Consider the following 22,137-nt stretch of genomic DNA (forward strand, 5'->3'; position numbering starts at 1 on the left):
TAGATGGGGAAAATACAAGAATTATCAGAACAGCTTGCCAATCAGATCGCGGCTGGTGAAGTAGTCGAACGTCCTGCATCAGTTGTCAAAGAACTTGTAGAAAATGCGATCGATGCAGGAAGCACTCAAATCGATATTTTTATTGAAGAAGCAGGACTTAAAACGATCCAAGTCATTGATAATGGTGAAGGAATCGCAAAAGAGGATATTCTTAGTGCCTTTAAACGCCATGCGACAAGTAAAATTCATACAAGAGACGATTTATTCCGCATACGTAGTTTAGGATTTCGAGGAGAAGCTTTGCCCAGTATCGCATCCGTTTCGGAAATCGCCATAGAAACTGCTGTTTCTGAAGAAGAGGAAGGCAGTTATGTACAAATGAAAGGCGGTAAGGTTGAAGAACATCGCCCAGCTGCATTAAGAAAGGGAACGAAAATCACCGTTTCAAACCTATTTTTTAATACACCAGCTCGTTTAAAATATGTCAAAACGATTCAAACTGAATTAGCTAATGTCGGTGATATTGTCAATCGCTTGGCGTTAAGTCATCCCAACATTGCTTTTCGCTTGGTTCATGACGGCAATAAAATGATGAACACTGCTGGTAACGGTGATTTAAAACAAACGATCGCTGGAATTTACGGTATTGGCACAGCAAAAAAAATGCTAAAAATCGAAGCGGAAGATTTAGACTTTAAGTTAACAGGGTATGTCTCATTGCCAGAGGTTACACGAGCGAGTCGAAATTATTTATCAACAATTATCAATGGGCGTTATATCAAAAACTTTGCTTTAAATAAAGCAATTGTCGATGGGTATGGCTCAAAACTGATGGTCGGCCGTTTTCCTCTGGCTGTATTAGAAATCGAGATGGATCCATTACTCGTTGACGTCAATGTCCATCCGACAAAACAAGAAGTCCGTTTAAGTAAAGAAAAAGAATTGATGATTTTAATTAGCGAGGCAATTCGAGAAGTATTAAGTCACGAGCAGCTGATTCCAAATGCGGCAGATAATCTTCGATTTAAAAAGAAAGTCGAACAACAGCCCAAAATTGAGCAAATGGAAATTCCTTTGACGAAACCTGAGGTAACTAGCAAACCTGTTCGGAAATCAGGGAATTTAGGCTATGATCCTAGTAGTGGAAATTTCTTTGTTAAAGAAACATCGCCAGAATATAAACCTCAAGCATCTACTAACAATTGGGCAAAAGAAACTGAACCGCAGACTAAAGAAGAACTTGAGAAAGAAGCGTTGCTAGCTTATGCATTTAGTTCACCCAGTGAAACGGAAGAGCCGCAAACTTCTGATGAGAGCCATCTAGCAGAACCTACAAAGTCGGAAGAAACGCCTCAATCACAAGACAAGACAACCATTGATCAACAGGTCTATGAAGAAGAGTTAAGTCAACATCCAGAATTTGATTTTTCAGAAACAAGTGCTCAAAATGACTTAAACAAAGTGTTAAACAAGTTATCTGATGAACGCCCAAAAGAACGTTTTCCAGAGTTAGAATATTTTGGTCAGATGCACGGTACTTACTTATTTGCTCAAAGCAAAGACGGTTTGTATATCATCGATCAACACGCCGCTCAAGAACGTATCAAATATGAGTATTTTAGAGAAAAAATCGGGGAAGTAACAAACGATCTACAAGAATTATTAGTACCAATTGTAATCGATTATCCAAACAGTGATGCACTAAAGATCAAAGAGAAAAAAGAAACTTTAGCAGAAGTTGGCATTCATTTAGAAGACTTCGGACAAAATAGTTTTATCGTTCGTGCGCATCCAACGTGGTATCCTGCTGGAGAAGAAGAAAGTATCATTCGTGAAATGATTGACATGTTTTTATCAACAGGATCAGTCAGTGTGAAAAAATTCCGTGAAGCCACAGCGATCATGATGAGCTGTAAACGTTCGATCAAAGCCAATCACTATTTAAATGAACAACAAGCGCGTGTGTTATTGAAGGATCTTGAAACCTGTGAGAATCCCTTTAATTGCCCTCATGGTCGTCCTGTTTTAATCCATTTTACAAACTCAGATATGGAAAAAATGTTTAAACGAATTCAAGATCCGCACTAAAAAATATAGGAAGAAGGTTTAATCCTAATGGCAGTTATCCTAGCCTCCCAATCTCCTCGCAGACGTGAGCTGTTGAGCCGAATCATTTCTGAGTTTAACGTTGTGCCAGCTGATATCGATGAAGAAGTCAAAGGTTATTTTACCCCGATGGACTACGTTTTGACGATGGCGGCACAAAAAGCAGCACATATTGCAAAACAATACCCTAATGATCTAGTAATCGGTTCTGATACGATTGTGACGATCGATAATGAAATATTAGGAAAGCCTACTTCTAGAGACGATGCGTTTCGAATGCTGCGACAACTAAGCGGCAGGACGCACAAAGTCTATACAAGCGTCGTATTAATGAAAGACGATCAAGAATCTTCGGCCACAGTTCCAGCGACAGTCGAGTTTTATGATTTGACCGATGAAGAAATCACTCGCTATATAGAGACAAAAGAGTATCAGGACAAAGCAGGAGCTTATGGCATTCAAGAGCAAGGTGCGTTATTAGTAAAAAGTATTCAGGGGGATTATTATTCGATTATGGGGTTGCCTATTGCGACACTATATCGAATGCTGCCATCTTTTGATTATTAACTGAACGATGAAAGAAGGAAACAACGAATGAAATGTTCACAAACAAGAGCCATTCAAACACACATGATCACCTATCCACATTTAAATTTTCATAAAACTTTATTTGGCGGTCAATTAATGGCTTGGTTAGATGAAACGGCAGGTATTTCAGCAGTTCGCGTTTCAAGAGCTGCGATTGTCACAGCTTCTGTTGATCATTTAGATTTTCTAGCCCCTTTAAAAGTAAACCATTCTGTTTGTCTCGATGCATACGTATCAGGCGTCGGTACTCGTTCAATGGAAATATTTGCTAAAGTGATTGGTGAAGATTTGTTTACAGGAGAACGTTATCTCGCTGGCACATGCTTTATGACGTTTGTAGTACCTAAAGGAGCTAGCTTACCAAAAACAATTGAGCCTGAGACAAAAGAAGAACGATTTATCTGTCAAGGATATGAAGCGAGAAAACAATCCAGACAGACCAAACGCCAAGAAAGTATTAATCTTGCTAAAAATGTTGAGTTGTCTATTCCTTGGAACAAACAATAGACTTGAACACCCACTTCTTAAACAGAAAGTGAGTGTTTTTTTCTGAATGATGCTATGATAAGACTAACAAAAATGTAAGGGTGTGAATTGTCATGGAAAAACCATCAAAAGAAGAGTTGAAAGAAAAGCTATCCGATATTGAATATGCTGTAACACAAGAAAATGCAACTGAGCGACCTTTTACTGGTAAATATGATGACTTTTACCAAGAAGGAATTTATGTGGATGTGGTGAGTGGCGAACCACTTTTTAGCTCAAAAGATAAATATGATGCAGGCTGTGGCTGGCCGGCGTTTACTAAACCAATTGAAAAACAAGGCATCAAAGAAAATTCAGATTTTTCTTTAGGGATGCGTCGCGTTGAAGTACGCAGTAAAGAAGCGGATTCTCATTTAGGACATGTTTTTACGGATGGACCACAAGATCAAGGCGGTTTACGTTATTGTATCAATGCAGCGGCGTTGCGGTTTATTCCAGCAGAAGAGCTAGAAAAAGAAGGATATGGGGAATATAAAACCTTATTTAAATAATATGAGAGCGTATCTAAGTAGTTAAAATCTGCTTAGATACGCTTTTTTTATAGTTGGAAAATTCAAAAACAGCTATTATTTTATTTTCGCGCAAAAATAATTGCTATTTGCTTAGATTTTTAGTAATATAAGAATATTCAGAAAATTATAAAAAAGAAATAAAATAATTATTTATTAAGGAGAATAAAATGAAAAAAATGAAGGTAACGAAATTGATCAGTGTAATGATGCTGTCTACATTAGTATTAGTAGCATGTGGTGATAGTGGCAATACTGATTCTACAGATAGCGGTAATGAGAGTGGAAAAGCGAGTGGGGAACAGCTTTTTAAATTAGTAGTCCAACAAGAAATGCCAAGTGCAGATTTATCAGTAGCAACAAATACGATCAGCTTTTCAGCATTGAATAATGTCTATGAAGGGTTATATCGTTTAGATGACAAGAGTAAACCACAGCCAGCTGGTGCAGTAGAGCTAGCAAAGAAAAGCGATGACGGACTGACCTATACATTTAAACTTAGAGAAGAGGCTAAATGGTCAAATGGTGATCCTGTAGTAGCATCAGATTATGTCTACGGCTGGCAACGCACAGCTGATCCCAAAACAGCAGCAGAATATGCGTATATGTTTGAGTTAGTCAAAAATGGCGCAGCCGTTTCTGCTGGAGAAAAACGTTTAGACGAATTAGGGATCAAAGCAATCAACGATCATGAACTAGAAGTAACCTTAGAACAAGAAACACCATACTTTGATTACTTATTGGCGTTCCCATCCTTTTTCCCACAAAATAAAAAAATAGTCGAAGAAAAAGGCAAAGATTATGCGACAACGAGTGACGCGTCAGTCTATAACGGTCCCTTTACATTGACTGATTTTGACGGACCTGGAACAGATACCGAGTGGTCTTACACAAAAAATGATCAATATTGGGATAAAGACGCAGTTAAATTAGATAAAATTGCAGTTACAGTAGTCAAAGAAGCTCCTACATCCTTGAATCTTTTCCAAGATGGACAAGCAGACGATGTAATCTTAAGTGGAGAATTAGCAAAACAAATGGCGGATGATCCTGAACTCGTGATTGAAAAAGATGCTCGAACGTCTTATCTTGAATTTAACCAAAGAGATGCAAACTCACCTTATCAAAATGTAAATTTAAGAAAGGCAATCTCTTATTCAATCGATCGTGCTGCGTTGGTTGATCGAATTTTAGGAGACGGTTCGATTGCTTCTACAGGTCTTGTTCCAGAAGGAATGTCGTTTTCACCAGAAGGCAATAAAGACTTTGCTGACGAAAACAAAAGCGTATTGACCCATGATACTAAAAAAGCGAAAGAATACTGGGAAAAAGCGAAACAAGAATTAGGAATCGATTCATTCAAATTTGACATCGTGGGCGATGACACAGATTCTACCAAAAAAGTGTTAGAATATATTCAAGGTGCAGTCAAAGAAACGCTAGATGGCGTGGATGTGACAGTTACCAATGTGCCATTTACTGTTCGTTTAGACCGTGGTAAGAATGGTGACTTCGAAGTAATCATGGGCGGATGGGGTGCTGATTATGCAGACCCAAGTAGCTTTACGGACTTATTCTTGACAGGTGGATCATATAACAGAGGTCGTTACTCAAATGAAAAATATGATCAACTAGTCAACGATTCCGGCAGTAAAAATGCCTCAAATCCAGAAAAACGCTGGACAGATATGGTGGATGCCGAAAAATTATTGATGGACGATATGGGGGTTGCCCCGGTTTATCAAAAAGCAGAAGCACATATGCGCAGTGAAAAAGTCAAAGGTGTAATTGCTCATGGAGCTGGCGCACGATATGACTATAAATGGACGTATATTTCTGAATAAAAATTGGCTCCGTACGAATTTAATCATAATTCGTACGGGCTTTTTTTATCCAACTACTGATTTTCTTAAATCTATGCTAAAATAGAAACGTATGTGCGTATGAAGCATAAGAAACGTTGGTGCAAAAGTAGCTACTTCTGTTCTAACCTCAACGGTATCAAGAAAGGTGAAATTATGTACGAATATATCATTGGTAAAGTGACGTTTATCAGTCCTTACTATATTGTAGTAGAAACAAACAACATCGGCTATCAGATTTCTGTAGGTAACCCTTATCGTTATTCAGGTAAAACCGATCAGCAAATCAAAATTTATGTCCATCAAGTCATCCGTGAAGATGCTCATTCATTATACGGATTTAGTGATCTAGATGAAAAACAACTTTTCTTAAAACTGATCAGTGTTTCAGGAATTGGTCCTAAAAGTGGTTTAGCAATCATGGCTTCAGAAGACCATGGTGGGTTAATCAACGCAATTGAAAGCGAAGATGCCGCTTATTTAACTAAATTCCCTGGTGTAGGTAAAAAAACAGCTCAGCAGATGATACTTGATCTAAAAGGAAAACTAGGTGAACTAGAAACCTCAGAAGCAGCCGTAGAAGCAATGGCGAAAACATCAACGAACCAATCAGCGAATCAGGCACTAACAGAAGCTTTAGAAGCGCTAAGTGCCTTAGGCTATAGCGAGAAAGAAATTAAACGAATCACACCGAAATTAGAAGAACTAGGCAAGCAGCAAACAGATGAATACTTACGTAATGCATTGAAATTCATGATGAAACGCTAAGGAGGAATGGTTATGACAGAAGATGAAAGACTACTTTCAGCTGAAACAAACACGGGGGAAGAGTCACTAGAAAAGTCACTACGTCCACAATTTCTCGAACAATATATCGGTCAAGACAAAGTCAAACAAGAACTTACAATCTACATTGAAGCAGCCCGTAATCGGGAAGAAGCACTGGATCATACTCTTTTATATGGACCGCCAGGATTAGGGAAAACGACAATGGCGATGGTGATTGCTAATGAAATGCACGTCAACATCCGTACAACTAGTGGACCTGCGATTGAGCGAGCAGGTGATTTAGTCGCAATTTTAAACGAATTAGAGCCGGGAGACGTTTTATTTATCGATGAAATCCATCGCCTACCTCGCATTGTAGAAGAAATGTTGTATTCGGCAATGGAAGATTTTTATGTGGATATTATGGTTGGGCAAGGAACAACAGCCCATCCCGTTCATTTTCCATTACCGCCCTTTACCTTGATTGGTGCAACGACCAGAGCAGGAATGTTATCTGCGCCTCTCCGAGATCGATTTGGCATCATTTCCCACATGGAATATTATGAAACACAAGATTTAAAAGAAATCGTGTTACGTTCAGCAGATATTTTCCAAACAGAAATTGTAGAAGACGGCGCCTTTGAAATCGCCCGCCGTTCTCGAGGGACACCGCGAATCGCCAACCGTTTATTAAAACGCGTACGTGATTTTGCTCAAGTACAATCAGACGGTACAATTGATCGAGGCATCGCTGATCAGGCGTTGACATTGTTACAAGTCGATCATCAAGGATTAGACTATGTCGATCAAAAGCTATTAAAAACAATGATCGAATTATATGGTGGCGGTCCTGTTGGTTTAAGCACATTAGCAGTGAATATCAGTGAAGAAACTGAAACGGTCGAAGATATGTACGAACCTTATTTGATCCAAAAAGGGTTTATCAAACGGACACCAAGAGGACGGATAGCAACAGCTTTAGCCTATGAACATTTTGGCTACGAATCATACTACAAAAATGATATGACCAAATAAATTATTAAAAATGACTCAAACAACGTGGCTTACTAACCAAGTTGCTAGAGTCATTTTTACTTTCAATCACATAAAAAATACAATTAAACAGGCTAATTTCACAATGAATCCCACTATTTAATCCAATATACACAAATAATCCACACTACATACAAATAGAATCCATGGAACTCTGCTAAAGTAAAATTATCAAATAACCAGTGGAGGAAAAATAGTGAAAAATAAAAAATTAAAAATAGGATTAGCAGTAGTAATACTAGCAATTATAGCAGGAACTGGCTATTTTATGGTAACGAAAGCCGATAATAAAACTGATGAAAAAAAGACCGCGCCCATCGTATCAAAAACAGTAAAAGAAGTAATGCAGACAACCCAAAAAGGTTCTGATGCTATCTTAGCTGGGACAGTTATCCCCAATGCTAAAAGCAAAATAACCTTAGATGCAACAAGAGGAATTGTAACAGAAGTTCATGTAAATGAAGGGGACACTGTAACGAAAGGGCAACAGCTATTTACCTATTATAGTGTAGAAAATGAAACAGAATTAAAAGATGCTCAACTCAGTGTGACAAACCAAGCAAATAGCGTCGCGCAAAAAAGAGAAGCAGCAGATTTAAAATGGAAAGAGTACAATAAGAAAAAAGAGGATGCAAATAAAGAAACCGACGAAAATAAAGAAAAAATAACAGAAGCAGATCTTAATGCAGCTTATATGGAAGCATCTAATGCTGAAGCCGAAGTAGCTAGTGCTCAGATAGAGGTGGATAAAGCACAATTATTAGTAGACAAAGCGCAGCAAAAAACAACACAGAATACGGTGACCGCTCAATTTGACGGTATTGTAAAAACAATTGATAAAGATCAAATGAACAAACCCGCAGCAGAAAAAAGTGAAACACCATTTATGGAAATCGTTGATGCATCTATTCAATATGTCGAAGGAAATGTAGACGAGTTTAACAAAGAGAAATTTTCCGTAGATCAAGCGGTACAAATCATAGATAGAACGGATGGGAAACAAGTCTGGTCAGGTAAAATTACCAAGGTAGGTAGTTTAACGACGGATGATAATGGGGATCAGAAAGAAGAAGAAAATCAAAATGCCTCCAAATATCCTTTTAAAGTAGTTGTTGACAAGGCAGATGTACCACCTTCTATTGGCAAACATGTATATGTTAGAGCAGCTCCTAAAGCACCAGAACCAGGCAAGGTCATATTACCCAAAGATTATGTGATCAAAGAAGAGAACAATGCATTTGTTTGGAAAGTGAAACACAATAAATTAGCAAAAACAAAAGTCGAAATAGGAGAAGAAAACCAAGAAAATGCCACTATAGAAATCAAATCTGGCTTAAATGAAACCGACGCTATCGTGTATCCAACTTCTGATTTGAAAGAAGAAATGGAGGTTGGACAAAATGCTCAACCTAACTGATATTCGTAAATCATATTGGCAAGGTTCAGAAGAAGTAGAAATTCTTAAAGGAATCAACCTCTCCATTTCAAAAGGCGAATATGTTTCTATCATGGGCCCATCAGGTTCAGGAAAATCCACATTAATGAATATCATCGGCTGTCTGGATAAACCAACAAAAGGAATATATCGCTTAAATGATAGAAATGTTGGAGACATGAAAGATTACCAACTAGCCGATTTAAGAAATGAAACGATTGGATTTGTTTTTCAGAATTTCAATTTGATGCCTAAGCTTTCCGCACTGCAAAACGTTGAATTACCACTTATTTATTCAAAAGTAGATCGCTCATCAAGAAGAGAAAGAGCATTAGAAGCCTTAAGGAAAGTTGGGCTGGAAGATAGAGTGTCCTTTAAACCCTCTGAGTTATCAGGTGGGCAAAAGCAAAGGGTTGCAGTAGCGAGGGCACTGGTCACCAACGCTGATTTTCTCTTAGCGGACGAGCCAACGGGGGCTTTAGACACACAAAACAGTGAGCAAATAATGGAATTGTTTTCTGAATTGAATAAAGAAGGAAAAACGATCATTATCATTACCCATGAACAAGAAGTTGCAGATTATACCAAAAGAAAAATCTTTTTAAGAGATGGTTTTATAACCAAAGATGAGGTGGAGGAAAACGTTTATGCTTGAAAATATTATGTTGTCCTTACAATCCATTTGGGCGCACAAACTCCGCTCCATTTTAACCATGTTGGGTGTAATTATAGGTATTGCAGCGATTATTGCCATTTTTAGTATTATCGAAGGAAATACCGCAAATATGAAAAAACAATTTGTCGGCGGAAGTAATAATACTATTAATGTGGAATACGGCAAAAAAAGTCAATTCAATGGCGCAGGATTCAGTGAAAACTCTAAAGAGAAAAAACCAACCTATATCCCAATATTAGCGCAAGAGCAAATGGATGAAATAAAAAATCAAACAGGAATTAAAAATAGTGCACTCATCTATGAGAAAGACTCGAAACTTTATAATGGACAAAAAAGTGATAATACCACAATAATGGCAACTACAGCTAATTATTTTGAAATGGAAACAAAAAAAGTGGTCGAAGGACGATTATTTACAGCTGTTGACTATACAGGAAGTCAGCAGTCGATTATAATGAATAAAAAATCGTATGACACAACGTTTCCAAAAGGTGGAGGTATAGGGAAGTACGTAGAAATAAACGGATACCCCTTTCAAGTCATTGGTGCATATGAAGATGAACAAAATGAAGAAGCGACGATGACAGGGTATGGTGCTAAGAGCGAAGCAATTGTTCCAATCAGCCAATGGAATAAGATAACAAACGAATTAAATCCAGAGCCTAGAGTCATTATTCAAACAGAGCAAACAGACCAATTAAAAACAAAGGCATCAGAAGTAGCAGGATTATTAAATGGTCTCATTCCGCAATCAGGTTATGAATTTGGCGTTAGAAATTCTGAAAATATCGAAAAACAACTCGAACAATTCAATCGTTCAAACTTCTTGCTTCTTGCAGGGATTGCCAGTATCTCCCTAGTTGTTGGGGGAATTGGCGTTATGAATATTATGTTAGTTTCAGTAACAGAACGAACAAGAGAAATTGGTGTAAAAAAAGCATTAGGTGCTCGAAGAAAAATTATTTTAGAACAATTTTTAGTCGAATCAGTCACGTTAACCATATTTGGAGGATTACTAGGGATTATTTTAGGTATAATAATCGGTAAGGTAGTAACATCAATGATGAATTATCCATTCGTTGTTTCCATGTTATCTATTGTGGGGAGCATTGCATTTTGCTCGATCATTGGGATCGTTTTCGGGTTAATGCCCGCAGTTAAAGCATCCAAGCTAGATCCTATTGAAGCACTTAGATATGAATAATGTGTCAAAGATGTTTATGAACTATAGCTGACTGGAAAGAGTCCAAGTCAACTATAGTTTCTCTGTGTTTAAAAAGCTTTTATTGGAGGGAAAATAGAATGAAGATAAAAATATTAGTGGTCGAGGATGATCCGATGACGAATCAAGTGATTTCTGATTTTTTAGAAGAAAAAGGATATGAAGTTTCTTCGACTTTAGATGGTGAAGAAGCGTGGAAATTAATCGAAAAAGAAACGTTCAATTTGATTCTTTTAGATATTATGCTGCCGACAATTAGTGGATTAGAATTATTGGAACGCATTCGACAACTATCAGATGTGCCGATCATCATGTTGACTGCTATTGATCAAGAACATACACAATTGATTAGTTTCAAGCATAAAGTAGATGATTATGTGATAAAGCCATTCTCACCGACGATACTGGTTAAAAGGGTTCAAGCAGTATTAAGGAGAACCGAACAAACCTCAGCTGTCACAACACAAGAAATCCGCTATGGAAATGTACGGATGAATTTTGACTCAGCAATGATTTTTATAGGAGATGAACGAGTCCCTGTAACAAAAATTGAATATAAGATTGTTGAGCATTTAGCTAAAAATAAAGGACGAGTAGTGACCCGAGAGCAGCTGATAGCAAGTATCTGGGGGTATGACTTCACGGCGAACGATCGAGTAATCGATAGTCACATGAAAAATATCAGAAAAAAAATACCTGATTTAACCATCGAGACCATTAAAGGCATTGGGTATATCCTAGAGGCGGAAAAATGAAGACAAGAACAAAAACGTTTATTTTTATATCGATAATCATCAGTATTGGCATTACATTTAGTTTTGGCATACTTTCTTACTTACTTCCTATCGTGTATGAAAAAGACAAGAGAGAGAATGCCATTCAAAGTGCTCATAAAGTAATTGCAGAAATAAACGCAAAACCAATAGATAAAATAAAAGAAACGATCAATAAAGAAGAAAATAGTAAAGGGGCGACAATTTGGGTTGTAAGAGATTCAAAAGAAAAGATTGTATATCCCACCCTTTCAGAAGAGCCAGCAGAAATGGTAATTCCAACGGATAACACTGAAATGGTGGCGATTGACGCCATTATACCTGTTTTAGATACAACGATTAAAGATTCAAATGGAGAAAAATATAATATCTCAGTGAACATGTATTCAGAGCCAGTAAGAGAAGTAAAAGAAACCTTATCAAAAATTTATCCTTATGTTCTTGGCTTAAGTTTTTTAGTTGGAGGAATTGGTGCATACATCTATTCACATTGGGCAACCAGAAGAGTTCATCGAATCATCAATAGAACAAAAAACATGGTTGTTTTAGAAGAGCCAACAGATTATGTAGTAAAAGGAAAAGATGAAATTAGTGAATTAGAAAATAATATTCAATTTTTATATCTTTCACTATTAGAAAATATCCAATCACTAAATCAAGAACTAGAAAAAAGTAACGCAATTGAACATTCCAAATCAGAATTTATGAGAATTGCTTCCCATGAGTTGAAGACTCCAATCACTGCAATGCTAGGAGTCATTGAAGGGATGATCTTAAACGTTGGTCGGTTTAAAGACCGAGACTATTATTTGAATGTATGTAAAGAGATACTAGAATCACAAAGTCAGCTAGTGCAAGATGTTTTATTTATATCAAAATTAGAAAGCCCAGAAAAATTTGAAACCCCAAGCGAGGAATTTTCATTGACCGACTTAATCAATGAGACAGTCGCCTTGTTTGAATTAATGTCTGTTCAAAGAGGTCTGGCTTTTGATATAAAATTAAAAGACGTAATAATCAATTGCAACAAAGAAGATATGAAACGAGTCCTCATGAACCTTTTGAGCAATGCGGTCAAATATACGAAAAAAAATGGCGTCATCACTATCACGCTGACATCAATAAACTTAGTGATTGAAAATCAATGTACCCCTTTGGAACAAGAGGAAATTGATAAGATATTTTTACCCTTTTATCGTCCAGATTATGCCCGTGCTAGAAAAGACGGTGGAACGGGTTTAGGCTTATACATTATATCTAAACTATTATTAAAAAATGATATTCCGTTTACATTTGAACCAATAGCTAACAAAACAGGAATGAAGTTTACCTTACAATATTCCAAAAAAGTTAAATTAAGTGAATAATACAGATAAAATCCACTTTGCATACAAATACACTCTACATCCCTCTGTTAAACTAATTATAGTAAAACATTTTAGGAGGAATTTAGACATGAAAAAAAGAACAATGACATTTCTTGCTTTATTAACATTACTAATGACAGTTCCATTAACTGCTTGTGGAAGCAAAGAGAAAAAAGAATCAGAGGATAAAAGCGAATTAAAAGGACCAAAATTGGATAAAAAAGAATCCGATGTTGTCAGTGAACGTACCGAAGAAATCGATGGACAAAAAGTAACAATCAAAGTATTTGAAGACGGGACAGAAATACCTGTACCAGAAGGCGCTAGCCTAGATGATATGGAAATGCAGGCAGTAGAATAATCAGAAATTTAGCATCATGAGAACAGTAGAATAGTTCTCACGATGCTTTTTAGTATGGATAAATTTATACGTTTACAAACGATAGTGGAAAGTTTATTACTCCTAAAGAAGTAGAAATGTTGAAAAGGAAAAACTAAACATATTTTTTCCACAGTACTTTAGTGATGAAAGAAATCATCTCTGACCAAATATCAGGATCAAAAGTGCCTTCAAAATAGAAAGTATCGGCTTGAGGATAGTCCCCTTCATACATGTCGGCAATAATAATATCGGCTTCCGATATCCTATTAGTGAACCTAATCATGTCTGGATTAATGAATTTTAAAATCATTTTTTCAATAGAATCAGCCATATAAACATCTCTGGAACACTGGATATAGATGACGGTTAATGGTGTTTGATCGCTAATAGCGATACTCCAAAAAAGATAATGAGTGAGCTGGGTCAATGTTTCACTTGATTCAGATTCGAGCAGTAAGTTTAATGTCTTACCTTCCTCTTGAACAAATTTAGTTACTTCATTTTCCAAATGTTGGAAGTAAGGCTTCTGTTCCATGAAACGTTCTAATGAAAGATGACCACCAAAAAAATCTATCGTCTTAATGTTTGTGTGTTTAAAATAAACAAAAGCCATAATCAAAAAATAATAGAGTTCAACCTCATCTGTTGCTGTTTTTGGAAAGTTAAACCTACTTTGGAATTTAGCCAAAAAAATAGACAGTTGATGTGCAATAGCCAAATCAGAATCTTTATAAGCAGTAACAATTGCTTGCTTTTGTTCAAAACTATCTATGTTATGTAGCAGTGTCCGAATAATGAAAGAGAAGAACAGCTGCTCATTTTTGAGATTCTCAGTAGGAATTTTTTTTTCTAATTCAGGATTAAAATGTAAGTCTGGCTTATTAAAAAATTGGATATCGGTCCAAAAAGCATCAGGCATATTAAGTGTTCGTCTGCGATAAATGACTCGATACAACGTTACTGCTTGCAGAATTTCCAACTTTGAACGTTGAGAAAGAGACAATTCTATATCGGAACAAATAGACTCAGAAATAGAAGATATGTCAAATAACTCCAGCGGAATAAAAGAATCCTTTTTTTTCAATTCGTTCGTTCTAAAAATAAACCAAAAAATAAAATAAAACGCATAACGAGTACCAGCTTCGTTACCAACGATGTTTCCCTCTTTATGAGTAATAGATAGTTTAGATCCAAACTTTTCAAGAAACACTTCAATGATTGAAAGGTATTTATACACAGCAGCTGTACTCATATTAATATCTAAAGAGAGCTGCTTGACGGAGGAATAATTTTTCATTAAGACGGCCTTGAACACGATATACAGATTTCCTTGTTGAATGTAGTTTAGCCTCATCGAATTGACAATTTGAGTGTAGGGAACCGAATCATCTTTATAAATTGTGAACGTATCAATTTGATTGGTTTGGTGTAAAAATACATTCTTATTAGGAAATACTTCAGTTATATCAGCTTCCAACTCAGCTAAATAACGTGAAGCGGTTCTTCTTTTTAGTGAACATTGTTCCATAATTGTTTGAATAAATTGTCCATTAGGTTCGAATAAAATCATTTTTAGAATCGCTAATTTCGTTTGATTCTTTTCGTTTATGAAATAGTTTAATATGACGATGCACCTCTATCTCTTTTATATCGATTATTTTAAATATAAAACAGAATTAAAAAAAATGGAATTATTTTTACTTGACAGTTAAGAGGTCAATGATAAAGAAAAAAGAGCAATCTTTTTCGTATATACTAAATTAAGTTCGAATAGAGCTATATAAAAATAAGGAAGGAGAGTGTTTTACGTAAAGAGGAAATAGTTTGTGGTTGAAAAAGAGAAGGAAATTAAATAGAGAAAAATAAAAGATTAAATTTATATCGATTTAAAAAAATGTTTCTGGTTTTTTAGTAAAACGAGAAACGTTCTTTTTATTTATTGATATATATATCGTTTTGTTCGTTTTTATCTAGTTATTATTTTCTTACTTGTTTAATTCTAATAGATATAAATTAAAATTACAAGGTTTTTTTAAGATAAAATTTAATTTTTCTTCTTTTCTAACAAAATTCATTAGGAAAATGACGATTATTTGATTAGGTTACTTCCTATTATAAAACAATCTCATTTCGTCGGAGAAAATAGCTCGTTTTTTTCCGCCGTCGATTCCGCCGTCAATAAAACTTGAAAGGATGATTTATTTTGGCAAGAGGCGAAAACATATATAAAAGAAAAGATGGTCGCTGGGAAGGTCGCTATCCAAAAGCAAGAAAAGCAAATGGTTCGATTCACTACGGCTATATCTATGGAAGGTCTTATCGAGCAGTTCGAGAAAAACTGTTAGAACAAAAGGTTCTGTATTCTCTTGAGAAGCACTCGTTTCAACAACGTTTCCAAGGATCTTTTGAGGCTTGGGCAATCATTTGGCTAAATCAACTTATGAAAGAAAACATTAAGGAAAGTACCTATTCAAGTTATCAAAACAAACTTTCTTTACACATATTACCAGTTATTGGTAAAACGCCCTTACATCTTGTAGATCAAAAGTTATTAGAACTATTAGTAGAACAATTGAAAGATAAACTCTCACCTGCATCTATTCATATTGTCTTTCGCATCGTTAAGAGCTGCTTGAAAGCAGCTAGAGATAAAGGGTACCTATACATAAATCCTGCAGAGCAAATTTCGTTACCAAAGGTTCAAAAAGAACAAGTCCCAGCATTAAACCGCCAACAGCATGCTCAAGTTTTAAATGAAAGCAAGAAAAGTATTAAAGGTTTGCCAATTTTGCTTGCCTTAGAAACAGGAATGCGTATTGGAGAGATCAGTGCATTAAGATGGGAAGACATTGATTTTGACCAGCAAGTGATCCATGTACGCCGGACAAAACAACGCATCTTTGATTACACGAATAATGTCTATAAAACGAAATTAATTGAAACAGCACCTAAGACCCAACGTGCAAAACGGGTGATTCCATTGACGCCTTGTTTGAAAGATCAACTTATTTGGGCTAAAAGTCAAGCGAGCTCTTCTTATGTCATTGAAAACCGTGGACAATCTGTAGAGCCTAGAACTATTAGCTATCGATTTGAACGAATTAAAACAAAAGTAGGGATATCAAATGTTGGATTCCATGCGTTACGCCATACGTTCGCTACACGATGTGTGGAGCTGGGCATCAATATAAGTACAGTTAGTGCACTGTTAGGGCATGCATCTATAAAAATGACATTAGATACCTATACTTATTCTTTCCTTGAGGATCAACGTCAAGCGATCGATAAACTAGCTTTATTCTCATCTTAAGTTCACTAAAAAATAATTTAGCGGAGATAATCTGTCTCCCTTTTTTTCTTTTTTAAATAACACGTATTATTTAAAAGTAGGAGATTTGCGAGAAAATTCCAGTGTAGATGTCTAATAACATGTTGCTAGAACATGTTACTAACCGTCACATTCGCCGTCACTCGAAAAAGAGATCCCTTATCTATCAAGGAAAATGAGTCCTAGTTCTCGTTTTACTAAAAAACAAGACTGATTTTTAGTAATTTACTACTATTACTAATTTTACTTTCTTATCAAAGAAAGAGCAAAGAATAACCTAGGAGAAATGAAATAAATAATCACATAGTTAGCGATAACCTATTGGGGAATCAGCTAAAAGTTAAAAACATAAAACAGTAGGAGGGAGCTTAAGAATGTACAAGTTAGGAATTTTAACTGAGGAAGAACAGATGTACAGTACATCTGAGAAAGAAGTCTTCAACCATTCCGTTTTTGACACTTCTTTTTTCCACTGTATAAACAATAATGAAAAAGTATTAGCAGATATGAATATCATTTTTATTGAAGAAGGACAAGAACTTTGTTTTGAATCAATATGCGAAACTATTTTGGAATTAAGAAAATGGTTTGAAGGAGTTGTCTGGGTGTTTTCCAAAGATATCTCCGAGTTTCACCAAATGATTTATTTTCAATTAGGAGCAGATGGTATTTCAAATATTAAAGACAAAAAAGGTATGGTTCTATTACAACTAGAAAATTTATTGAAGCATACAAGTAATGAAGAAGAAACAAATATTGAATCACCAGAAAAGAAAACGATAAATGGAAACTTCGAATTAATTGAAGGAAGCCTGAGCTTGAAGCTAAAAGATGGTTTCGAAATTTCTTTAACAAAATTAGAATTTTTAGTTCTAAGAGAATTGTTTATTCATATGGGAGAAACATTATCATATGAAGAAATTTATCAAAAAATTTGGGTAGACAAAAGGAGTGGGAACAAAGAGGATGCGGCGTTTAAACAATACAGAGTGACAAACCTCATTTTCCATCTGCGAAAAAAGTTTGAAACAGCGCCCGGAAGTCCGGAATACATAAAGACGATTCGGTCGAAGGGATATAAGCTAGATATCAAGTGAGGATTGAACGTACTTTAAAAAAAGGACACATAATGGCAAGGAAGGCCAAAAATAAATAGGATGATTGAGGGTTGAAAAAAAGGATGACGACAGAACAAACAGAAAAACATCAGAATAAAGGATTGAAATATATCCTATTTATAGAAGGAATTTTTTCCGTCATGTGGATCACATACTTAGTGATGTTCTATTCTTATTATAAAGAAGCGTACTTTTATGTTGATAAACGATTGTCCCTTTTTTATCAATTTTTACTTCTAGTGAATGAGAATGGTCGTACATCAATTGTGTATTTTGCACTAAGCGCTCTTTTAATGACAATGACTTTTGTGTTCATTTATTTTCTGTTTCTTACGAATAAAAGAAGACTATATCCAAAAGGAGCTTTTATTGCGCTTGTAGGATTAAATGTACTGTATATTATTCTGCTATTCATTAATGCATATGTCGTTGCCTTTATCGTTATAGCAGCGTTATCTGGAAGTATTGTTTATGCGTTAGCTATGATTGGGAACAAAGGAGATAGTGAAGAGGAGTTAGAGTATGAAGAAGGAGATGTGATTGAGACAAAAGGACCATTTGAGACCGAATCATCTGCACAACAAGCAGTTCGTTCATTCTTAGAAACATGGCAAGAAAAGGAGACGGTCATTTTGGGAGAAGAATTGTATCAAGAAGACGACAATCGTTACTACGTAGATATTTATGTCGAAGCAATAAAAAATGAAAATTCTAAACTTTAATAGATGAGGAGCAATTGAAAGTTCAATGAAAAGTAAAACTTACTACTTATATATAATTTTATTTATAGGATTGCTCTTGTGTTTATTTCCAAATAAAGCATTAGCAAATGACGATGAAGATACAGGTATGGGATTCGCAGTGGTAGCTGTTCCGAGTAGCAAACAAATTGATCCTGGAGAAAGTTACTTTTATCTTCAAACTACGCCTGGAGAAGAACTAAAATTAACAGTAAAGGTAAAAAGCCAAAAAAAAGACCCTGTAAAAGTGAAAATCTATGCAGCGAATGCTATCAGTTCTAATGGTGGAACAATTGAATATACAGATGATTTAAAAAAGCTGGACAAAACATTAGTAGATCCAATAAGTTCAATGGTAAAAGTAGAAACACCAGAAGTAACTGTAGAAAATTTTGAGACAAAAGAAGTAACAGTTCAACTAAAAGCACCAAAAGAAAGCTATTCAGGGATAAAAATGGGAAGTTTGATTTTTGAATTGGATGAAAAGGACAACGCAGCAGTAGGAAACAAATTTCAGTACGAGATTGGTTTAATTACATCAGAAAACGGAGATGATTACCGAGACTCAAAAACATTGAATTTGTTAAATGCAAAATCGACATTGGTCAGAGGAAGAAAAATGACACTTGGCGTGTTGCAAAATACTGAGTCCAAAATATTATCTAAGTTAAATATAAAAGCAGAAGTGAAAGAAAAAGAAACCAACAAAGTGATTCGTGAAAAGAAAATTGAAGAATATAGCATGGCTCCAAACAGTCTGGCAGATTTTGAGATAGATATGGGGCGCGACACGATAAAATCTGGTTTATATGTGTTAAGTATAGTAGCAAGTAATGAATATGGTAATTGGGAGCTTGAAAAAGAATTTCGGATTAGTGGTAGTCAAGCGAAAAAAATGAATGAAGAAACAGCTTTTAAAATTATTACTCCTTTATGGATTAAAATAGTAACAGTTATGTTGTCTGTCATGACAATTGCTCTTATAATTGGACTTACAGTAAGAAGGAAAAAATTAGAGAATCAATGGAAAATGAGAAAACGGAAGAAAAGGAAAAAGAGAAAAAAGAAAGAAGGGAAATGAGATGAAAAAAGGAATAAATGTTCTGTTGTTCCTCATTTGTCTGGGGGGGATGTTCTTTTTCAAAACAACCGAAATTAGAGCAGCTCACCCTACAACAGATGTTGGAATTGAATTTGATAAGGGCTCGGACTCTAAAGGGAAGATACAACCTCCAGCTAAGATGGATCCAATAAAACCTAGGAAAAAGCCCATGGGAAGACTACCTTCAACAGGAGAACTGGTTACAACAGCTATTTGGATGCTACTAGGGACTTCTCTACTTATCTTTTTTGTAGGAATGATTAGCTTAAAAACGGTTATGTCAAATAAATTATGGGAGCGAGTTTGTTAAATGAAGAGTTATTTATGGTTATTTATATTAGGAGGGATAGCAATTGTTGCCTTGCTATATTTCCTACTGATGCTTTCAAGAGATGCTTTTCTAATTAGAAAAATAAAAAGGAAGAAAACCCCTTTAATCATGAATTTCAGTCTTTTGGGGATTACTTTGGTTAGTTTGGGTCTGATTGTTTATCTATTCACACTGTTGAAAGCACAAATAGAACTTTTGCAATAGAATAAAAGGGAACAATTTATAACAGTAACTGTCACCAATCTGTACACATGCACTAAAAGGATGGGAAAAATGAAAAAACAATTAGCAATGGTAACATTATTATCAACTGTAGCAGTAGGGATGTTTGCTACTACAGCAAATGCAGCTCCTGGAGATGATAAAGTACAAAGAACAGAAGTAGGAATTGAGTTTGAGAGTGATAAAGGAACATCTGAAGGTGATGGACCTTTTAAAGATAACTTAGCTATTTCACACAAACCACGTGCTTTTGAATTTGGTAAACAAACTGCAATAGGAGCATCTAAAACTTTTAACAACAAAGTAGTAAAAGAGCAATACATTATTGTTAATGATGATAGAGTTGATGGCAAGCGTTCTGCATGGGAATTAAAAGCAAACTTATCAGAACTAAAAGCTACTACTACTCCAGATGCATTAGAATCAACATTAACTTATGAATTAGAGCAGGCTAAAGGTTACTTCATTGGGGACGTTGTGGATCCAAATACAAATGATTATCAAAAACCATTACAAGATCCAGAAAACCCAAAGAGTGATGCATTTGGACCTAAAGCACCAACAATTACAGCAAATGATAAAATTGTATTAGGTGCTACAAATGATTTTAAAGCAACAAACATGAGTTTAGTAGCTGGAGATGCAACATCTAAAAGAGTTATGGCGAAAACTGAAAGTAATAACTTTAGAGGCGGGGTTGCTGCTAAAGTTATGAATACTAAATTAACAGTTCCAGATAGTTCAGCAGCTGCTGGACACTCTTACAAAGGTACTGTAACTTGGACATTAACGGATTCAATTGGTAAATAATATTAAAAAAACAAATAAATAAGTAGTGTGTACAGATTGTGTTGAGAGTTATTGTTATAAGTTGTTCGTTTTAAATTATTGTATTTCTAAAGTAAGTTCTATTTTAAACAGTAACAAAAAATAAGTAAAGCAAAAAGATCATAAGAGGTTAGACAAAGATGAAAAAAAAGATACATTACATGTTACTACTGGTTATTTCATTTGTTCTATTCCAGCCAATCGTTGGTTTTTCTGAGGATGTCACTGGAACAATCGATGATTTTTCCTACGAAATAATTTTCTCGGAAAATCAAAAAAACGATAAAGTTGGTTATTATGATCTTTTAGTAAAACCAGGAATGCAACAAACGGTTCAAATGAAGTTAGTAAATGCATCAAAACAACCGATGAAAATCGATATAGCTATTAGTAGTGCGAAAACAAATGGCAATGGTGTAGCAACCTTTTCGCCAAATGAGTTGAAAAATGATAAATCGCTCAAACACGATTTATCTAAAATTATGACAGGACCCAAAAATGTTTCGGTGCCTGCAAATAGCAGTACGATCGTTGATTTTACGATTGATGTTCCACAAGAAGCGTTCGAAGGTTTCGTGACGGGAGGGATTCAATTAAAACCCGTCTTAAAAGAAAAAGAAACGTCAGAACAAGACAAAGTTATTTCAAATAAATTCGCTTTTGTGGTTGGGGTGCTACTTAGCGAATCGGAGACTCAAAGTATACAACCAGAATTAAAACTGAACGATGTATCATTAAAGTTAAAAGATGGTGGGTATGCGTTATTTTTGAATATATCAAATACCAAAAGTGTGTTTGCCGAAGGATTAACAGCAACGACGAATATCAGAAAAAAAGGGGAAAAGAAATCCTTAGTAGAGCTTGAAAAAAAACAGTTGCGTATGGCGCCCAATTCCATAATGGAGATGCCTGTATTTTTAAACGGACAAACAGTAAGTGCGGATGAATATACAGCAGATGTTAAAGTAACGGCAAAAAATGGACAAACCTGGAAGTGGGCTAGGAATTTCAAATTTTCAAAAATTCAAGCAACACAAATAAATAAGCAAGCGCTAATGGATGATAGTTCAGAACCTAAGAAAAATTGGTGGTGGCTACTCCCTATTTTACTTGTTTTGTTAGGAGCGATTGGTATTAGCTTCTTTTACTATAAAAAGAAACAGCATAAAAAAAGATAATGA

Annotated in this window: 22 protein-coding genes; 21 read left to right on the plus strand and 1 reads right to left on the minus strand. The window is 35.4% G+C overall.

Translation table 11 applies throughout. From position 1 onward, the window contains the following. Positions 1-3: 3 nt before the first annotated feature. The 13 genes from mutL to AC4BBR_RS00800 all read left to right on the plus strand — a co-directional run bounded on the left by mutL (position 4) and on the right by AC4BBR_RS00800 (position 13,266). Positions 4-2,088 (plus strand): DNA mismatch repair endonuclease MutL, encoded by a 2,085-nt coding sequence (mutL, locus tag AC4BBR_RS00740; protein WP_490460705.1) that lies wholly within the window; start codon positions 4-6, stop codon positions 2,086-2,088. Between the two features lie 27 nt (positions 2,089-2,115). Next, the gene (locus AC4BBR_RS00745; protein ID WP_490460706.1) at positions 2,116-2,673 is read left to right on the plus strand and encodes a Maf family protein; all 558 of its coding nucleotides are present in this window, start codon (positions 2,116-2,118) and stop codon (positions 2,671-2,673) included. 27 nt (positions 2,674-2,700) lie between these two features. Continuing rightward, a complete protein-coding gene (locus tag AC4BBR_RS00750; RefSeq protein WP_490460707.1) occupies positions 2,701-3,201 on the plus strand; it encodes an acyl-CoA thioesterase in 501 nt (166 codons plus the stop codon). Positions 3,202-3,293: 92 nt separating this feature from the next. Then, complete coding sequence (gene msrB, locus AC4BBR_RS00755) at positions 3,294-3,731, plus strand: peptide-methionine (R)-S-oxide reductase MsrB (RefSeq protein ID WP_490460708.1); 438 nt, start codon at positions 3,294-3,296, stop codon at positions 3,729-3,731. Between the two features lie 188 nt (positions 3,732-3,919). Continuing rightward, positions 3,920-5,593, plus strand: a complete 1,674-nt coding sequence (locus AC4BBR_RS00760; RefSeq protein ID WP_490460709.1) for a peptide ABC transporter substrate-binding protein — start codon at positions 3,920-3,922, stop codon at positions 5,591-5,593. Positions 5,594-5,767: 174 nt separating this feature from the next. Then, entirely contained in the window at positions 5,768-6,379 is a 612-nt protein-coding gene (gene ruvA / locus AC4BBR_RS00765; protein WP_490460710.1) for a Holliday junction branch migration protein RuvA, read from the plus strand. 12 nt (positions 6,380-6,391) lie between these two features. Next, complete coding sequence (gene ruvB, locus AC4BBR_RS00770; protein ID WP_490460711.1) at positions 6,392-7,414, plus strand: Holliday junction branch migration DNA helicase RuvB; 1,023 nt, start codon at positions 6,392-6,394, stop codon at positions 7,412-7,414. A gap of 214 nt (positions 7,415-7,628) precedes the next feature. After that, the gene (locus AC4BBR_RS00775) at positions 7,629-8,849 is read left to right on the plus strand and encodes an efflux RND transporter periplasmic adaptor subunit (RefSeq protein ID WP_490460712.1); all 1,221 of its coding nucleotides are present in this window, start codon (positions 7,629-7,631) and stop codon (positions 8,847-8,849) included. Further along, positions 8,833-9,522 (plus strand): ABC transporter ATP-binding protein, encoded by a 690-nt coding sequence (locus tag AC4BBR_RS00780; protein ID WP_490460713.1) that lies wholly within the window; start codon positions 8,833-8,835, stop codon positions 9,520-9,522. The genes AC4BBR_RS00775 and AC4BBR_RS00780 overlap by 17 nt, the downstream gene beginning before the upstream one ends. Next, positions 9,515-10,747, plus strand: a complete 1,233-nt coding sequence (locus AC4BBR_RS00785) for an ABC transporter permease (protein ID WP_490460714.1) — start codon at positions 9,515-9,517, stop codon at positions 10,745-10,747. Before AC4BBR_RS00780 ends, AC4BBR_RS00785 begins: the two co-directional genes overlap by 8 nt. A 98-nt stretch (positions 10,748-10,845) precedes the next feature. Continuing rightward, the gene (locus AC4BBR_RS00790) at positions 10,846-11,520 is read left to right on the plus strand and encodes a response regulator transcription factor (RefSeq protein WP_490460715.1); all 675 of its coding nucleotides are present in this window, start codon (positions 10,846-10,848) and stop codon (positions 11,518-11,520) included. Further along, positions 11,517-12,905, plus strand: coding sequence for a sensor histidine kinase (locus AC4BBR_RS00795; RefSeq protein ID WP_490460716.1), 1,389 nt, complete (start codon positions 11,517-11,519; stop codon positions 12,903-12,905). The genes AC4BBR_RS00790 and AC4BBR_RS00795 overlap by 4 nt, the downstream gene beginning before the upstream one ends. An 88-nt stretch (positions 12,906-12,993) precedes the next feature. Further along, complete coding sequence (locus AC4BBR_RS00800) at positions 12,994-13,266, plus strand: hypothetical protein (protein WP_490460717.1); 273 nt, start codon at positions 12,994-12,996, stop codon at positions 13,264-13,266. A 133-nt stretch (positions 13,267-13,399) separates the two neighbouring features. Here AC4BBR_RS00800 and AC4BBR_RS00805 read toward each other — a convergent pair whose 3' ends face one another. Further along, the gene (locus AC4BBR_RS00805; RefSeq protein WP_490460718.1) at positions 13,400-14,857 is read right to left on the minus strand and encodes a helix-turn-helix domain-containing protein; all 1,458 of its coding nucleotides are present in this window, start codon (positions 14,855-14,857) and stop codon (positions 13,400-13,402) included. Positions 14,858-15,490: 633 nt separating this feature from the next. Between AC4BBR_RS00805 and AC4BBR_RS00810 the strand changes: the two genes are divergently transcribed. The 8 genes from AC4BBR_RS00810 (at position 15,491) to AC4BBR_RS00845 (ending at position 22,134) form a co-directional block, all read left to right on the plus strand. After that, entirely contained in the window at positions 15,491-16,597 is a 1,107-nt protein-coding gene (locus AC4BBR_RS00810) for a tyrosine-type recombinase/integrase (protein WP_490460719.1), read from the plus strand. A gap of 392 nt (positions 16,598-16,989) precedes the next feature. After that, positions 16,990-17,712 (plus strand): winged helix-turn-helix domain-containing protein, encoded by a 723-nt coding sequence (locus AC4BBR_RS00815; protein WP_490460720.1) that lies wholly within the window; start codon positions 16,990-16,992, stop codon positions 17,710-17,712. A 71-nt stretch (positions 17,713-17,783) separates the two neighbouring features. After that, the gene (locus AC4BBR_RS00820; RefSeq protein ID WP_490460721.1) at positions 17,784-18,455 is read left to right on the plus strand and encodes a hypothetical protein; all 672 of its coding nucleotides are present in this window, start codon (positions 17,784-17,786) and stop codon (positions 18,453-18,455) included. 25 nt (positions 18,456-18,480) lie between these two features. Further along, positions 18,481-19,554 carry a WxLIP family cell surface protein gene (locus AC4BBR_RS00825; RefSeq protein WP_490460722.1) on the plus strand — a complete coding sequence of 358 codons (1,074 nt, stop codon included), beginning with the start codon at positions 18,481-18,483 and terminating at the stop codon, positions 19,552-19,554. Position 19,555: 1 nt separating this feature from the next. Beyond that, positions 19,556-19,885: a hypothetical protein gene (locus tag AC4BBR_RS00830; protein WP_490460723.1), complete on the plus strand. Its 330-nt coding sequence runs from the start codon at positions 19,556-19,558 to the stop codon at positions 19,883-19,885. After that, complete coding sequence (locus tag AC4BBR_RS00835) at positions 19,886-20,110, plus strand: hypothetical protein (RefSeq protein ID WP_490460724.1); 225 nt, start codon at positions 19,886-19,888, stop codon at positions 20,108-20,110. 69 nt (positions 20,111-20,179) lie between these two features. Next, a complete protein-coding gene (locus tag AC4BBR_RS00840) occupies positions 20,180-20,938 on the plus strand; it encodes a WxL domain-containing protein (protein ID WP_490460725.1) in 759 nt (252 codons plus the stop codon). 158 nt (positions 20,939-21,096) lie between these two features. Continuing rightward, entirely contained in the window at positions 21,097-22,134 is a 1,038-nt protein-coding gene (locus AC4BBR_RS00845; RefSeq protein WP_490460726.1) for a WxLIP family cell surface protein, read from the plus strand. Positions 22,135-22,137: the final 3 nt, after the last annotated feature.

The organism is Enterococcus sp. AMC1251 (genome assembly GCF_058216535.1).

Coding starts and splice junctions, on each gene's coding strand:
- mutL (WP_490460705.1), top strand. CDS start 4: ATGGGGAAAATACAAGAATTATCAGAACAGCTTGCCAATCAGATCGCG.
- AC4BBR_RS00745 (WP_490460706.1), top strand. CDS start 2,116: ATGGCAGTTATCCTAGCCTCCCAATCTCCTCGCAGACGTGAGCTGTTG.
- AC4BBR_RS00750 (WP_490460707.1), top strand. CDS start 2,701: ATGAAATGTTCACAAACAAGAGCCATTCAAACACACATGATCACCTAT.
- msrB (WP_490460708.1), top strand. CDS start 3,294: ATGGAAAAACCATCAAAAGAAGAGTTGAAAGAAAAGCTATCCGATATT.
- AC4BBR_RS00760 (WP_490460709.1), top strand. CDS start 3,920: ATGAAAAAAATGAAGGTAACGAAATTGATCAGTGTAATGATGCTGTCT.
- ruvA (WP_490460710.1), top strand. CDS start 5,768: ATGTACGAATATATCATTGGTAAAGTGACGTTTATCAGTCCTTACTAT.
- ruvB (WP_490460711.1), top strand. CDS start 6,392: ATGACAGAAGATGAAAGACTACTTTCAGCTGAAACAAACACGGGGGAA.
- AC4BBR_RS00780 (WP_490460713.1), top strand. CDS start 8,833: ATGCTCAACCTAACTGATATTCGTAAATCATATTGGCAAGGTTCAGAA.
- AC4BBR_RS00785 (WP_490460714.1), top strand. CDS start 9,515: ATGCTTGAAAATATTATGTTGTCCTTACAATCCATTTGGGCGCACAAA.
- AC4BBR_RS00790 (WP_490460715.1), top strand. CDS start 10,846: ATGAAGATAAAAATATTAGTGGTCGAGGATGATCCGATGACGAATCAA.
- AC4BBR_RS00795 (WP_490460716.1), top strand. CDS start 11,517: ATGAAGACAAGAACAAAAACGTTTATTTTTATATCGATAATCATCAGT.
- AC4BBR_RS00800 (WP_490460717.1), top strand. CDS start 12,994: ATGAAAAAAAGAACAATGACATTTCTTGCTTTATTAACATTACTAATG.
- AC4BBR_RS00805 (WP_490460718.1), bottom strand. CDS start 14,857: ATGATTTTATTCGAACCTAATGGACAATTTATTCAAACAATTATGGAA.
- AC4BBR_RS00815 (WP_490460720.1), top strand. CDS start 16,990: ATGTACAAGTTAGGAATTTTAACTGAGGAAGAACAGATGTACAGTACA.
- AC4BBR_RS00825 (WP_490460722.1), top strand. CDS start 18,481: ATGAAAAGTAAAACTTACTACTTATATATAATTTTATTTATAGGATTG.
- AC4BBR_RS00830 (WP_490460723.1), top strand. CDS start 19,556: ATGAAAAAAGGAATAAATGTTCTGTTGTTCCTCATTTGTCTGGGGGGG.
- AC4BBR_RS00835 (WP_490460724.1), top strand. CDS start 19,886: ATGAAGAGTTATTTATGGTTATTTATATTAGGAGGGATAGCAATTGTT.
- AC4BBR_RS00840 (WP_490460725.1), top strand. CDS start 20,180: ATGAAAAAACAATTAGCAATGGTAACATTATTATCAACTGTAGCAGTA.
- AC4BBR_RS00845 (WP_490460726.1), top strand. CDS start 21,097: ATGAAAAAAAAGATACATTACATGTTACTACTGGTTATTTCATTTGTT.